Source organism: Bacillus sp. AFS059628 (assembly GCF_002571225.1).
Taxonomy (GTDB): Bacteria; Bacillota; Bacilli; order Bacillales; family Bacillaceae_G; genus Bacillus_A.
Window position 1 is genome coordinate 73,383 of the sequence record NZ_NVEC01000017.1, and the last position, 15,028, is coordinate 88,410.

The window sequence follows — 15,028 nt, forward strand, 5'->3', positions numbered from 1 at the left end:
CCTTAATAAAAAGAAATCCTGTCTTTTATGAATGAAACAGGATCTTAAACTAATTAATTTCTTTACTATTATAATTAAAACACATGAGTATATTGCAACGTTATAATTAAAATACCTAATCCCCATACGTAATACGCAAATACTTTTAAAGAGTGACGTTTTAAGTATTGAATCATCCATGAAACAGCTATGTAACCAAAAAATGCTGCTGATAACGTTCCGACAATTAAAGATGTACTAGAAATAGATTCTGCTTTCCCTTGAAAAACATCTGCAAATTGCAAAATAATAGCTCCGACAATGGCTGGTGTTGATAATAAAAAAGAAAAGTAAGCAGCAGTTTCGCGGTCTAACTTTCTCCATAATGCAGCGACGATTGTCATTCCAGAACGAGAAATTGCCGGAAAAATAGCAGCCGCTTGAAATGAACCAATGATAAATGCATCTTTATATGTAATGTCGTCCATTTTTTTACGACCATTCTTTTGTTTATCCGCCATGTAGAGAAAGAATCCTGTCACTAAAAACTCCCAACCAATTGTAATACCTGTTTTTGAAATATCCTCAAAAAAGTCTTTAAATAACAATCCGATTACAACTGCGGGTATCGTTCCGACAATAAGTAGCAACATTAGTTTTGAAAATGGATTTTTAATTAAATATATAAATTCTTTTTTGTAATAAATAAACACTGCAAGTAAAGTTCCAATATGAAGCATCGTATCTAAAAATAATCCCGCTTCATCTAGTTGAAACAAATGCCTGCCTAAATAAAGATGACCTGTACTACTTATCGGTAAAAACTCTGTTAAACCTTGTATAATCCCTAATATAAAAGCTTCTAACCAATTCATGATGGTCCCCTTTCTCGTTTGCTTGTACCAATATATGAAGGTTAATTTTTCGATATGAAAAAAACTATATTTCTCTATGAATTTACTTTTAACTCATGGATATATATGTAAAGAGAATTGAGGAGGGTTATTATGTGGAAGCACACAAAATTCGGTAATGTATTACTTTGGGTGGGCCCTATCCTTGTATTTTTAGGACTATGTATGACAAATGTTATTTCTGATATTCCTTTCTTTGAGGGAAAACATAAAACGATTGGAATTGTACTTATATGTATAGGTGTATGCTGCTTTATTGTTGCGAATCATTTGAAAAAAGGAAAAAAATATGAGGACTAAATTTAAATAAAAAACAATCCCAGTCTATGTGCTAGGATTGTTTTTTATTACTTATTTATAGAATACTTTATCAACGTTATATTTTGCTTTGTATTCATTAATGATATATGTTTCGTAAATTTCTCTTTCTGTTGGATCTTCTACGATACATGCATCAATGCGGTATACTTCATCACGGTGATTTTTAATTGGCGAAACGTTATCTTCGAAATGCTTCTTAATACGTTGTCTAATTTTACGAGCTTTACCTACGAAAAGAAGTTCGTCATTAATATTGTAAAACATAAAAATGCCGCCTTTATCTCGTGGGAACAAGTGGAAATCGATAAAGCCATTGATTGGCGTAATTCTTGGCTCGTCTCCTCTAATAACTTGTTTACGTTCAGTAATTGTAACATCAACTTCAGGGATACTAATTTTAATCAAGTTCATTCACGTCCTCTTTTATTATAAAGGTAAATAATAGCATACATATGTAAGAAAAGCTACGTTCAGAGGCATTTTTCATTTTATAATTTAAATATTATAGGTGTATCATGTAAACTCTTCTTCCAAATCATATGATCACTTGATTCTCTCCAATAATCCTTCAGTACATAACTAGGCTCTCCAAACTTCTTCGTCCATATACTTTGCGCTTTTTTATATCCACTATCTAAACAGTATTCTGTTATCCCTCTGCTAAGTAACGTAATATACATTGCATGTAGTAATAAATTACCTATACCCTTTTGTTGATATTCAGGTAGTACGAATACGGTTCCTATTTCATATAAATCTTTAAATACACCACTTGTACAGCTATGAATCAATGTACTTGCTGGACCGATTTCAATTGTTCCAATGATTTTATCGTTACTTGTATCAATTGCTACTAAAAAGTAACGATTTTCCCCATTGCTCTCCAAATCATTTTTCAAATACTGTTTTTTCGTATGTATTTCATTTTCTATGTCATCTAATAATTGTAATAACCCTTCATTATTAAAGGTATCAGTAATAACAAGACGAAAAAACAAATTCATTTCATCTATATCATCCGAATTGGGTCTTCTAATTTCAATGTTATACACGACCTAAATCTCCATTCTTTTATAATATAAGAGGAATTTTTAAGACCATACTTTATATACTCTATTCAACATTATTCTACAAAGGCCTGCATAGACCCAACAATATAGAAAGCTCATTATAAATATCGATAATATAATTTTTATATCCAAAATTGTATGAACGGTAGGACCTAATACAGGAAAGCGAAAAATATCAAGAACGATCATAATACCTATAAGTAGACAAATCGCTGAAAAGGCAACCACCAAAATCCTCCTCTTGAATTGTATAAAGGATACTCCTAACGCTATACCCAATAAACCAGTAGTAAAGGGAAAGACAATCAGTTCACTTGGCTCAATAATAAATAAGAGGAAAACAGTTAAAATATAAGAGAATATTCCCTCGCGAATAGAATAACAAATAGCTAGAAAGATCGGCAGCGTCGCAAATGGACTAATAAATAACCCAATACCAGGAATTAAGTTGCCTGCAGATTGAAAAATAGCAGCAAGTGAACCGAGTAACGCTGTAGTGACTAATCTCTTTGCTGGCGTCATCTTTCTTTTATGAACAAAATTCGTACCATGAGCGATCATCGGTTGATACCAATAGTTTCTAAAGTGATTCATCAAAATCCCCCTAAAGATATCTAATTATTCAGTGGACGATTATATAATGAATAATTCCGAGAGTGTCTATCATATTAAGGAACGATTTCAAAAATAGTACCTTTGTTCAAATCCGTTACTTTCATAGAACCGTAAACCCCTAAATATAATCTAGTTTGATCTAAATTTGTTCCTAAACTCATAAAATAAGCTGCCTGCTCACCGAAATCATAATGGGTTTCAATAACATGAAAGTCATTATGTTTACCATGCGTACCAGCTCTAGAATATGCTAACGCACCTTTTACTAGAGACTGCGATTTTTCTTTTTTAGCAAGATCAGTAAACACAATACTACCAGTCAAACTAGGAATTGCAGTTCCCATATACGGCTGAACACCAGTAAGTGAAGTTCCGTCAAATTTATCTGGTCTGGAATCTTTATGATAATAACTAATTAGAGGCTGTATACGCTGTACTGATGTTTCTATAGTTTCATTATAATAAGCCATTATTCTCTCATCTAAAGTTGGATTCTCAGAACAGTGCCTTATAAAAGAAGTTGGTAATTCTCCTTCCCATCCTCTCCAACCAAAATTAATGAATCCATATTGATCGAGAGTAACTCTCATTAAATGAGTTTGGACAAGTTCGGTAACTGGTATTGGTTTATATTGAACAAAAGAAAAAATAGACTCTACAATATCCTGTCCGACATTACCAGTATATTTGATATGTTGATTATAAAACCTCTGAAATGAAATACCTGTTATATTACGTACGCCTTTTGCAATGACTGTAAGTGTTTCTTGTATAGATAAAGGAAGTTCATTAAAGCGTGTAACTACTGGAGGATTGGTTATGAATGTATCTCTACTTACATCGATTTCAATTATTTTACCCGCTATTTCTAAATCATCCTGACTTAAATTAAACGGATCATAGCCTGAACCACCATCTCCATTTGTAAAAACAAGTTTTCCAGTCTCAGGTGAAAAGTTTAAGCTGTTTACGCCGTTATGATTAAAAAATGGTCTTCTTATATTAAGTAAAATTCTTCTTTTTTGAGGTTTACCGTTTGATTGTAAAATCCATTCTTCAATTGTATCGATATGATCATATTGAGTATCTCTATTTGTCCACTTTAAGTTTAAAGTTTTTTTGTCACAAGGATTCGGTTTAAATTGTTTTGAAAGCGCTCCTGGTCCTTGAGTCCCGGCTACTGAATAATGAAGATAAAATAAGCCATTATGATTAAATTGCGGATGAAACGCTAGTCCTAGTAAGCCGCGTTCATCATAACCGCTACTAGCAACACCTTCTTCAAATGTACCTAATTTAATAATTCTGTGACGAATATTTAAAAATGTCTTTATATCTCCGTCTCCTATGTAAAAAACTTCTCCTAATTGAGTTGCGATAAATAGCCTTTCGGTCGTTTCACCTGGAAGTATAGCTGTTTTTATTACAGTCGGTAAATTTAAGTTATGAACGATGGGCCGTAAACGAATCTTAACGTTTGTCAATTAACTTCCCCCCTTTTTATATCTTTTATATAGAAGAATATGATTAGAGTAGATTAATTAGTATCAAAACTATAGCCATGAAGTCGCAATATCTCTGTTCGTACAAGCCTGTCTTCTCCTTAGCATCAATTAACTTACATTCCTTTTTATTACATTTCTTGATATGATATAACTATAAAATATAAATTAGGGGGACAATCCATGGCAATCCTACTACAAATCATCGTACCACTTATATGTGCAATATACTTGTTTACCCTCTATCGCAATGGAACATACGGATCAGCTTCATTCCTCTTAGCAGTCATGATAGGAATTTTCGGTTTAGAGAATATCTTTCAATATGCTAGTTTAACGGATCATGCTGTATATCCGTATTGGGGAAGTTTGAAGGCTATAATCTTTATTTTATCCGTGGTGTTTATATTCAAAAGAACACCCACTCTATATAATAATTAACATTTATTTAAAGCTTATTTTTAGGAAGAGGTTATACAATGAGAGCGCCATATCAAGTATTAATATTTCCTTATATAATAAATGAAGATTCTATTCAATACGCTATTTTTAACCGAAGTGATTATGGTTATTGGCAAGGAATTGCTGGTGGTGGAGAAGATGGTGAGACTCCTATTGAATCAGCAAAACGGGAAGCGTTTGAAGAGGCTGGTATTTTAAGAGAATTTCCTTATATACAATTAGATTCTGTGTCTTCACTACCAGTAGAAGATGTAGTTGGAGAATTTCTTTGGGGAGATGATGTTTATGTAATAAAAGAATTTTCTTTTGGAGTTCAAGTTTCTACAAAAAACATTTCATTATCCAAAGAACACTTCAATTACAAGTGGTTATGTTTTGAGGAAGCAGTAACGCTTTTAAAGTGGGATAGTAACAAAACAGCATTATGGGAATTAAACAAAAGATTATTAAAGCAATTAAAGTATTAAATAAAACAAGAATTAAACAACTTCAAACTATTATTTTCCCCTTGGTATTTGTATTTTAAAAAGGTAGGTGTTATATATGTCCTTAAATATTATATCGATAGTATCTATAATAATTTGGATTGTGTTAATTACAGAACTAATAAAACCTTCAAAAGAACAAAATGGGCGAAAAATAGTAACTTTATTATCTGCTGGTTCTCTATCAACTCTTATTTTAACGATTTCATTCATTCAAAACATCCCGTTTTGGAACTAATTATGATTTAACTAACAAAATTATCTATAAATAAAAAAGATTAGGAGCAAATCCTAATCTTTTTTATTATTCAATTGCACCAGCAACGTCATAATCGTTTAAATCTAATTCAATTGGTTGTCCGAGTGCTAATTTAGCAAGTTCTGAACCTAAATATGGACCAGCTGTTAAACCTGAAGCTCCTAATCCGTTTGCTACAAGAATACCGTCGAAGTTAGGAAGTGGTCCGATAACAGGTAAGAACCCTGGAGTAAACGGTCTAAATCCAACTCTCGTTTCAAGCATAGTACCATCTTCTAAACCAGGTGCAACCGTTAATGCTTTATGGAATACTTCATGTAAACCACCTGCTGTTATACGATGATCGAAGCCAGTTTCGTTTTCATGAGTAGCACCAATTACGACATGACCATTGTCAAACGTTAAAATGTATTGATCGTTTGGCGGCATAACAACTGGCATATTTTCGGTTGCTGTATTTTCCGTTTGCAAATGAACAATTTGTCCTTTTTGGAACGTAACTAAGAAATTGATTCCTAATGGATTCAAGATTTCATTCGCCCATGCCCCTGCAGTTACAATTACCTTTTCCGCTACCATTGTTTCGTCATTTACTTTAACTCCAGTAATATGATTACCTTCACGGACTAATACTGCATCTCCTTTTATAAAAGTTGCACCATGTTTTTTCGCAGCACTTATTAATGCGTTACGCAATGATCTTCCGTTTACTCGTGCAGCGCCACTAATATGAACAGAACTATATTCTTCTGATAATGCTGGGAATAATTTTTTCGTTTCTTCAGCTGATAAACGTGTAATTTCTCCAATCTCTGGTGCATCTTCACGTCGTTTATAAGCTCGTTCTTCCATTTTATCTAACTTTTTCTCATCAATATGTAAACTAATTGCACCTACACGCTTGTATCCTGTATCCGTTTCACCGTCTTCTTCTAATTGCTGAATTAAAGAAGAATAGTAACGTGCACCGCCTTTAGCAATTTTATACCACGCTTTATTACGACGCTGTGAAAGCCATGGACATACAATACCAGCCGCTGCATCAGTTGCTTGACCTAGTTGTTGACGATCCACGATAGTAACATTCACACCTGCTTTAGCAAGATGATAAGCAGTAGACGCTCCTAAAATACCGGCTCCAACTACAATATACGATTTCATTTTAAACACCTTTTCTCTTTTGCTAATTATTTAAATATAAGAACATACTTTAGTATACTGAAAGGAATCCTTTTTTCAATGTGCTAAGCATAATTAATTGTTGCATCATTGTGACTTTCCTAGTCATTATTTTTTCTTCTTACGGAATAATTCAATTGTTTTATATCCTTGTGAAAGAATTTCAATCATTTTCTCAAGACGTTTTTCACGTGTTTTTTCTTGTTTTACAGAAAATAAATTACGTGCCCAATCTTTTTGATATCCAGGTGTTAAACTTTGATAAAACGTAAGTTCATTCGGATGATTAACCAATAATGCTTCCACATCTTTAATACGATCTGCATAATCAGCAACACATTGACTCATAGCAGGCGTTTTCTTCTCTTTTTTCTTTTCACGCTTTAAGCCTACAACAGTAAAGATATCATCCATACTTACCATTCGTGCAAATTTAATATCACTCTGTCCTACATACCCATCTTCGCCAACGCTTAATGCAGGAAACATCTCATCACGGTGAATAAACGTACTATAACGAGAATTACCTTTTTTCGGATACGCGAAGAATATGTAGCCTTTTTCAATTAGTAATTCTTCATTACTAATAATAAAATTCATTTGTTTCACCATTTCATCAAGTGTTTCTACAAAAATAAAAATGGCATCATGATCTTTGGAAAATGCAGTTTCTTTTCCTGTAAAAATGTCATAATCACTAGGTTCATTAATCACGACCATATTTGAATACTTATTAAGTTTCAATTTATCAATAATTGACATAAAAATCTTCCTTTACATTCAAAATTCATTGTTCATACTGTTCTAGTGTATTATATCTATTAAGAAAATTAAACTTTAATAGTTGCTTTAAATCAAAATTAGTAAAATAGCCGATTCTGTATAAGAATCGGCTAGCTATTCGTTTCATCATAACTCAATAGCAAATAAAGTATATAAAAACTCCCTATATTGATCTTCTGTAATTACACGTTTCGCTTTTTCCTCACGAATCATTTCAGTTAAACTAGTATTCGTTAAAGAGATATGGCCATAGTCCGTCAATTTCACCGCAATTGGTCCCTTATTAAAAACAGATTTCTCATCTTCTATTACTCTTTTTTGAACATCGTTCACTACTACTTCATCGATGATACGATTATAAAAAGCATGACAAACTTTCCAATCTCCATTCGTATCTTTTCTTTCTAAAACGTAATTTCCTTTACTTGTGTCTCGTTTTTTCACTCGATACGAACCATTTTTAGAGGAAACAGACTCTCCAGTAAAAGGTACGGGGATTAAAGGTACTAATGAAGCAATACCTACATCAATTAAGTATCGTTCGTTAGCGTAATTTAAAATAATCGTTATATGTCCATCTTCAAGTGCCCATGTGTTTATATCATTTTTATATACGGTTCCAAGGACAAGTTGTACATCATAACCACACTCTTTTAAAAAGTAGTAAAAAAGAGTATTTAATTCATAACAAAGTCCGCCGCGGGATGTAGTTAAAATTTTATTCTGTAAATTTTCCATAGTAATTGTATTCGCATTACGTGCTATAACATCTAAATTCTCAAATGGTATAGTGTGTGCAAATGCAAAGAGAATTGAATTTAATTCTTCAAATCTCACTTCAGTACGGTTTGCAAGTTTCAACCTTGTAAACATCTTTTCTTTTAGACTTGTCATAATCAGCACCCCTTAACATGTATAAGTTAAAATAGTATATGCTGATTGTAAATTTGATGGGGTACTGAAACAATGTACATTTCGTTTAACTGTACCGGTACAAAAAGTCTAACTCACAAGGTTACTTAAAACAAGAAGCTACGAATACAAATGTAATAGTTTATCTGTAGGTAAATTATTATGATTGCTTAAATCAACAAAATATTGAAGTTGCCACATTTGGCTCTTTTTCGCTTGGTTGTTCTCAGGGGTATCCCAAATTGGATACACTCTCATAGCCATCTTCCCTTTTTGACTTTGTGTTTTTAATATTTTTTCTTTAAGAAGAATTTCTTTAGGGAAAATAAATTGTCCTAGTTTATTTTTATCTATACAAGTGATAACTAAAAGGTCAGGAGCAGTGTCATAAAAAAATGCTTGATTATGCATATTGTCATCTTTCTCCCAAAAAGAAACGAATTGCCCAATTTTATTCGGGGTAATTTTTGATATTCTAAAACGAATACTTTTATGATTTAAATGAAATAAACATCCCGCATATTCAGCGTTTTGCTGTTCTTCTTTTAGATTCGTGATTATTAATTTGTTAGGTTTGTAAATTATATTGTTTAAATTTCGGATTATATCATTAAATTTGTTCAAGAAAACTCCCCCTTTATTCATTTCTTAGTTTATCACAAACGTCAGTTCTTCTATATCGTATATAATCATGAACTAAGTGAAATGAGGGAATTTAGCAGGATATAATTATTACTTTAATGTACTTAGTTTTTCAATTGCTTGTTGTTCAGTTGATAAGTAAAAAATATCTCTACCTTTATTACATTCATAAATAAAATCCTTTAAGCTTTTACTAGTATACATAGAGAAATCTCCAACAATAGCAAACTTTACCTTGTAGTTTATAAACTTTTGAAGAATATCGCCCGCAAGACGTGTCTTTAAATCAAAGAAGTCTTCGCTTATTAAAGATTTTGGGATAATAATATGTTTCGCATCTACCTCATATTGAACTGTTGCCATAGTATCTAATGCAGACTGAACATCCGATATTAATACCTTATCGTTTCTAATGACCGCAATATTGATTCCATCGATTACTACTTTCTTTACCTCCATAGTCCCACCCCTTTATAATTTACACAGTATAAGTAAAATTGTTTTACAAAACTTCGTATTAATCATAGATTAAATTAGCCGCAGCTATTAAAATCGCTTCTATTTTTTTGTAAATATATATTTTTTATTATTAATACGGTCAATGAAATTAATGATAGTTTCTCTTTTTTATATTTTTGAATATATATATGAAATTGCTTTTACTTGTTATAAAAATGTTGTGGAGTAACATAACTTAACAAACTATCCAAAGTGTTAATCTCGGCATATGGTTGTATTTGGGTAGTATTCTTGATTTTCTGAGGGTTAAACCACACACCTTTTATATTTGCATTTTGAGGACCAGCAATATCCTTTTCTAAGTCATCCCCAACAAATAAAGTATTTTCCGGCTGTAAATTTAGCTTATTTAATGCTAGTTCGAATATACGTTTATCAGGTTTACTAAATCCCACTTCTTCAGAAATAATGATTGTTTCAAAATACCTATTTAAATTCGTGTTAAATATTTTAGCTTTTTGCCTCTGAGTTGAGCCATTTGTTATAATTCCAACTTTAAATTGCTTCTTTATTTGATTTAAGAAATGAATAGTATTTTGGTCTATTGAAAAACATCTAGGGAAACTATTATTCCAAAAATCTTGGATGTAATTGTGTGGCAATCTATATTTCGGCGCGAATTCATCAAATAATGATTCTAAAACTATCGTTTTATCGCTAATACCGTATTCCCTTTTATCGTATTCTTTGAATTTCTGTAACATAGTGTTTTTAACTGTGTCACTAACATCCTCATAACACTTTTCTAAAACTAATAAAAATAAGTTATCTAGTGCCTTATCCCTATCAAGTAACGTATCATCTAAATCAAACAACATTGCTTTGTAACCAATCATATAATTTCACACCCTTTCTATATTTCCGTAGAGATCAAAAAAGTAATTAATATCAAAGGACTTGTAAAGAACAATATTCTAAGAGATAAATCGAAAGTCCTTTTCTGTTTGTTCTTTAATGTGAAAGCACACTATTTCGACTTGTTATATAAGCTTATAAACATCTTAAAAAAATACAATATTTTTGCCTTATGATTGTAGGTTTAATTCTGCAATAACAATACTTATAAAATGTTTACGGGAAAGTATTTAGATCATATGTCTAGGTAATAAATTATTTTATTACCTAGACATATCCATTCCTTTTCGTCTTTATGGGGATGGATATGTGCATTGAATGTCTGAATCCATTCAACTTGTGGAAAATAGTAATGAGGATGAGAAAGGGCCATACTCAAAATCCCTTTGATTTATTTTTTAATTGTAAAACACGTTCCTCTACTCTTTCATATTGAGTAAGTAATTGTTTGATAAAAGAAAATTTCGGTACTAACCAATAAGAAAACACCGCTGAAACACATCCTATTAAAGCCCCTATTGCAACATCAAAAGGATAATGAACCCCTACCCAAATACGAGAGATCGCTACACAAAATGCAAGTATAAACCATAACCATCCAGTTTTTTTACGAACAAGCCAAAACGAAAAGCAAATTGAAAAAAAGAGAATTGTATGGTCACTAGGAAATGAATTATCTACAGCATGGTCGACAAGTTTATTCACATCAGGCAATACTGCAAACGGTTGATAATTCAGATGAAATTTTCCCGCTATTTTTCCAATTACCTCAGCAATTACAAAAGCAACCATCGCTTGAATAACCATCATCCTACTTTTTCTGGGTCCAGTAAACCAATAAGCTAAAATAATTAAAGCTAAAATATATACCATATACTCTGCCAAAAATATCATGGTTGAGTTTAGGAATGAATAGTGTTTACCTAAATCATTAATTGCTCGAAAACTATCAATATTAAATTGAGAATAAATCATTTTCAAACCCCTCCGTTTTAGTAAGTTGTTTTACTGATTGCCATATACCTTCATTACATGAATAGTTTTGATTATTGTACTAATCTAAAAATACCAACCTTCTTGTACGCTTATAATTTTATTATGGGAAAAAAGGTTTAAATGGGACTTAACTCCTTCTTAACTATGTGAGTGTACTGTTTTCTTCCTCTAACATGACGTTTTCACTTAAAAAATAAGCGGCATACCTTCGTAAATTTCGACTAACGTTTATAAACACGAGTTGAGAAGACGTCATCTTCCTGCCCCTCCCACTTTTTTTAAAATTTCATAAAAATAAGTATCACCATGAGCATGACATCTCCTTCTTCTTTCTTCTTTTTCACTATAATAAAAAAATAAAAAGGAAAACATCGAATTTTCTTACAAACATTCGGGCATTCTTACAGTTTTGTCATTTTTCATGTTTACTGAAGAATCTAAAGCGGCGCTTAATCCTGATACTTATTATACTGGCAAGAGCCCTTATACAGCGGTGTATGGTGGTTTACAGGAACATGCACAGATAGCGGTGTTCAGAAAGGATATAAACAAATCACTAATTTAGGGTATGTTGAGCTATTGCTTGCTCATTCGTTTCGTAAATACCGATAATTTCAACTTCAAGGGTTTCCTTCTTATCCTCTGATTGCACTTTAACTTTGTCTCCTACTTTCAAATTGTTTAATTCCGCTAATCTTTTTTCCATTAAAATGTCATTAAAATAAAAAAGATCATCACTTGGTTTAGTTAGAAAACTAAATGTACATAAGTACAACGACATGAAAACGCTTTGTTCCTAAATCCACTACTTATATTATTAGTTGCGTGAAACTCCTTCTTGAGAAAGGTTTTAATTTCTGAATATTCTGTTGACCGTGATAACATATTCAATTTACAATTTAATTGTGGTGTTCTTTCACAATTAAACTACTTAGAATACACTTCATTTATTTGAAAACAATTACAAATAGAGGTGCTAAAATGAAAAATAGAGTAAATCCAGAATTATTACAAGGATTAGAGATGTTTCCGGATCTCGATTTACGCCCGGAAAACTTGCAATCAATCAGAGAAGGAATAGCCCAAATGAGACCACCCACCGTTGTTGATGACTCCCTTTCGTTAACAGATAAAGTTATTGTTGGACCAGATGCTAATCCGTTACCATTAAGAATTTACCGTCCAAAATCAAATCATGAATCTTTACCTGTCTTATTATGGATACATGGTGGGGGTTATATCTTAGGTTCTATAGATGATAACGATGATACTTGTATGAGGTTTGCAAAAGAAGCTGGCTGTGTGGTCGTATCTGTAGACTATCGATTAGCTCCTGAACATCCTTATCCAGCACCAATCGAGGATTGTTATGCAGCTTTAAAATGGATTGCTGATAATGCAGAGTCATTAAACATTGATTCGAATCGAATTGGGGTTGCAGGAGTAAGCGCTGGAGGTGGGCTAACAGCAGCATTATCATTATTAGCCCGAGATCGAAAATATCCTTCGATTTGTTTACAAATGCCACTCTATCCAATGATTGATGAGCGAAATAATACACCTTCGGCCAATGAAATTAAAGAGGGGTTTGTTTGGAATCAAAAGGCAAATGAAGCTGGCTGGAAAATGTATTTAGGAGAAATGTATGGAATGGATCAAATCCCTGCCTATGCAGCGCCTTCTCGAGCTGAAGATTATAGCGACTTGCCATATACCTACACATTTGTTGGTCAATTAGATCCATTCCGCAGTGAAACATTAACCTATGTAAGCAAACTAGCGCAAGCTGGTGTTGATGTCGAATTTCATTTATATCCAAATGCCTATCACTGGTTTGAAGGATTAAATCCAAATGCTGATGTATCTATTTACGCTGTGAACGAAATGATACAAGCAGTAAAGACTGGTTTCAAAAGAGTATCTAAGGTTAAGGCTTAATATCTTTACAAGAGAAACACTCATAAATAGCATACATTTGTGAGTGTTATTATCGATTAGCAATAGCCGATTCTAAATAAGAATCGGCTATTGCTATGTAAAATCCACCTAATATATCAAGGCTGAGAAACAGATATAAGATGTTTAGACGAAGTGTTTATTTCCTCTGCTACTGCTTTTATGTTCATCATGATTTGAAGCATTTCTTCTATTGTTGTCCTTGGATTGATAGAGCAAAGTCGAATTACTACTTTTTCTTTCAATCTAGTCGTACTTAGCATAGCAAATCCTCTTTGATTAATTTCTTCCACCAATTTTTTGTTTATTTCATGAATTGTATCTGTAGATGTTAGCTCACATGGAATATAACGAAAAGTAACAATTCCTAATTGGGCAGGTGTTACTACTTCCCAATCCTTTTCTTTCCTTAAAAACTCTTCAACTTGTTCAGCTAGCATAATGCCATGATCAATTGCCTCACGAAAAGCTGTAACTCCGAATGCTTTAAAAGAAAGCCATACTTTTAATGCTCTAAATCTACGAGAAAGTTCAATTCCACGCTCCCCAAAATTCACTTTTTCTTCTATATTGGTTTCCGTATCCTTAATATACTCCGGGATCATACGGAACGTTTCACTTAAATATTGGCTATTTTGAATGAGTACACAACCAACATCATAAGGCTGAAAAAGCCATTTATGCGGGTCTAACGTCAAAGAATCAGCACGATGAATTCCGCTTAACAACTCCCTTCCTTTTTCACTAAGAATTGCTGCAGCCCCATAAGCACCATCCACGTGTAGCCATATATCTTCATCACCACATACATCAGCCAATTCATCGAGGGAGTCCACCGCTCCGCAATTCGTTGTCCCTGCATTCGCAATAACACAGAATGGTTTTTTCCCTTTTAATCGATCTTCTTTTAATTGCTTTCTTAAAGTACTAACTGAAATTTTTAAATCTTCATCTGTCTCAATTCGGCAAATTTGATGCTGTTTAAAACCTAATACTTTAAGTGCTCGATCTACAGAAAAATGAGTTTGGTTAGAGAAATACACAACCGCATTTTCTATGTCATTGTTCAGCTTGACCTGTCTCGCTACAGTAAGTGCAGTCAAATTAGCCATAGAACCGCCACTGACAAATAGTCCTTCAGCTGAATCAGGGAATCCTAGCATTAATTTTAACCAGTTAATTGTCGTTAATTCAATTTGTTCAGCACCTGCACCTACTATCCAAGCTGTAGGAAATACATTAAACCCACTTGCTAAAAAATCTGCTACTACACCAACATAATTATTAGGACCTGGCACAAAAGCCATAAAATGAGGATGATCCACATGAGTAATTTGATTAAACACATTGTTATTAAGAAAATGAAGTAACTCATTTGGGTTAGATCCTTTTTCCGGAATCGTTTCAATTAGCTTGTCTCTAAAAATATTACTATCAATTGTTTCCGAAACTGGTTTACTTTTTAAATGATTCATATGATCAACAATCAGGTCAACCGCTTGATATCCTAACTGACGCATCTCTTCGGCTGATAACTGCAAGTTTTTTGTCATATAGTTTACTCCTATTCTATTTAAAA

18 protein-coding genes and 1 pseudogene are annotated in these 15,028 nt (G+C 32.7%); 5 read left to right on the forward strand and 14 right to left on the reverse strand.

The genetic code is table 11. From position 1 onward, the window contains the following. Positions 1-74: 74 nt before the first annotated feature. On the reverse strand, positions 75-854 hold the full coding sequence (locus COL05_RS07580) for an undecaprenyl-diphosphate phosphatase (RefSeq protein WP_098668138.1): 780 nt from the start codon (positions 852-854) through the stop codon (positions 75-77). A 132-nt stretch (positions 855-986) separates the two neighbouring features. Here COL05_RS07580 and COL05_RS07585 point away from each other — a divergent pair, with 132 nt between their 5' ends. Next, entirely contained in the window at positions 987-1,193 is a 207-nt protein-coding gene (locus tag COL05_RS07585) for a hypothetical protein (protein ID WP_098668139.1), read from the forward strand. Between the two features lie 51 nt (positions 1,194-1,244). Here the strand turns inward: COL05_RS07585 and COL05_RS07590 are convergent, their stop codons facing one another. The 4 genes from COL05_RS07590 to COL05_RS07605 form a co-directional block, all read right to left on the reverse strand. Then, a complete protein-coding gene (locus COL05_RS07590; protein ID WP_001048949.1) occupies positions 1,245-1,625 on the reverse strand; it encodes a nucleotide excision repair endonuclease in 381 nt (126 codons plus the stop codon). A gap of 77 nt (positions 1,626-1,702) precedes the next feature. Beyond that, on the reverse strand, positions 1,703-2,266 hold the full coding sequence (locus COL05_RS07595) for a GNAT family N-acetyltransferase (protein WP_098668140.1): 564 nt from the start codon (positions 2,264-2,266) through the stop codon (positions 1,703-1,705). 39 nt (positions 2,267-2,305) lie between these two features. After that, positions 2,306-2,878 (reverse strand): YybS family protein, encoded by a 573-nt coding sequence (locus tag COL05_RS07600; protein WP_098668141.1) that lies wholly within the window; start codon positions 2,876-2,878, stop codon positions 2,306-2,308. A gap of 74 nt (positions 2,879-2,952) precedes the next feature. Continuing rightward, a complete protein-coding gene (locus tag COL05_RS07605; protein ID WP_098668142.1) occupies positions 2,953-4,383 on the reverse strand; it encodes a PQQ-dependent sugar dehydrogenase in 1,431 nt (476 codons plus the stop codon). 201 nt (positions 4,384-4,584) lie between these two features. Between COL05_RS07605 and COL05_RS07610 the strand changes: the two genes are divergently transcribed. From COL05_RS07610 to COL05_RS07620, 3 genes are all read left to right on the forward strand, one after another. Beyond that, positions 4,585-4,842, forward strand: coding sequence for a hypothetical protein (locus tag COL05_RS07610; protein ID WP_098668143.1), 258 nt, complete (start codon positions 4,585-4,587; stop codon positions 4,840-4,842). A gap of 38 nt (positions 4,843-4,880) precedes the next feature. Further along, the gene (locus COL05_RS07615; protein WP_098668144.1) at positions 4,881-5,330 is read left to right on the forward strand and encodes an NUDIX hydrolase; all 450 of its coding nucleotides are present in this window, start codon (positions 4,881-4,883) and stop codon (positions 5,328-5,330) included. Between the two features lie 76 nt (positions 5,331-5,406). Continuing rightward, on the forward strand, positions 5,407-5,586 hold the full coding sequence (locus COL05_RS07620) for a hypothetical protein (RefSeq protein WP_098668145.1): 180 nt from the start codon (positions 5,407-5,409) through the stop codon (positions 5,584-5,586). Between the two features lie 66 nt (positions 5,587-5,652). Here COL05_RS07620 and COL05_RS07625 read toward each other — a convergent pair whose 3' ends face one another. The 8 genes and pseudogenes from COL05_RS07625 to COL05_RS07665 form a co-directional block, all read right to left on the reverse strand. Then, positions 5,653-6,768 carry an NAD(P)/FAD-dependent oxidoreductase gene (locus COL05_RS07625; RefSeq protein ID WP_098668146.1) on the reverse strand — a complete coding sequence of 372 codons (1,116 nt, stop codon included), beginning with the start codon at positions 6,766-6,768 and terminating at the stop codon, positions 5,653-5,655. Positions 6,769-6,894: 126 nt separating this feature from the next. Further along, positions 6,895-7,548 carry a YdeI/OmpD-associated family protein gene (locus COL05_RS07630; RefSeq protein ID WP_098668147.1) on the reverse strand — a complete coding sequence of 218 codons (654 nt, stop codon included), beginning with the start codon at positions 7,546-7,548 and terminating at the stop codon, positions 6,895-6,897. Positions 7,549-7,695: 147 nt separating this feature from the next. Beyond that, a complete protein-coding gene (locus COL05_RS07635; RefSeq protein WP_098668148.1) occupies positions 7,696-8,463 on the reverse strand; it encodes an arylamine N-acetyltransferase family protein in 768 nt (255 codons plus the stop codon). 138 nt (positions 8,464-8,601) lie between these two features. Beyond that, on the reverse strand, positions 8,602-9,105 hold the full coding sequence (locus COL05_RS07640) for a MepB family protein (RefSeq protein WP_142337390.1): 504 nt from the start codon (positions 9,103-9,105) through the stop codon (positions 8,602-8,604). Between the two features lie 108 nt (positions 9,106-9,213). Then, complete coding sequence (locus COL05_RS07645) at positions 9,214-9,582, reverse strand: DUF4180 domain-containing protein (RefSeq protein ID WP_098668150.1); 369 nt, start codon at positions 9,580-9,582, stop codon at positions 9,214-9,216. A 200-nt stretch (positions 9,583-9,782) separates the two neighbouring features. Continuing rightward, positions 9,783-10,475, reverse strand: coding sequence for an HAD family hydrolase (locus COL05_RS07650; protein ID WP_142337394.1), 693 nt, complete (start codon positions 10,473-10,475; stop codon positions 9,783-9,785). Positions 10,476-10,872: 397 nt separating this feature from the next. After that, a complete protein-coding gene (locus COL05_RS07655) occupies positions 10,873-11,472 on the reverse strand; it encodes an undecaprenyl-diphosphatase (RefSeq protein ID WP_098668152.1) in 600 nt (199 codons plus the stop codon). Positions 11,473-12,064: 592 nt separating this feature from the next. Beyond that, positions 12,065-12,211, reverse strand: a pseudogene (locus COL05_RS07665) (ABC transporter permease); the annotation flags it as partial. A gap of 263 nt (positions 12,212-12,474) precedes the next feature. Here COL05_RS07665 and COL05_RS07670 point away from each other — a divergent pair. Further along, complete coding sequence (locus tag COL05_RS07670; protein ID WP_098668153.1) at positions 12,475-13,431, forward strand: alpha/beta hydrolase; 957 nt, start codon at positions 12,475-12,477, stop codon at positions 13,429-13,431. A 116-nt stretch (positions 13,432-13,547) separates the two neighbouring features. On the opposite strand, the gene COL05_RS07675 is transcribed toward COL05_RS07670, so the two are convergent. Continuing rightward, positions 13,548-15,002 carry a pyridoxal phosphate-dependent decarboxylase family protein gene (locus COL05_RS07675; protein WP_098668154.1) on the reverse strand — a complete coding sequence of 485 codons (1,455 nt, stop codon included), beginning with the start codon at positions 15,000-15,002 and terminating at the stop codon, positions 13,548-13,550. Positions 15,003-15,028: the final 26 nt, after the last annotated feature.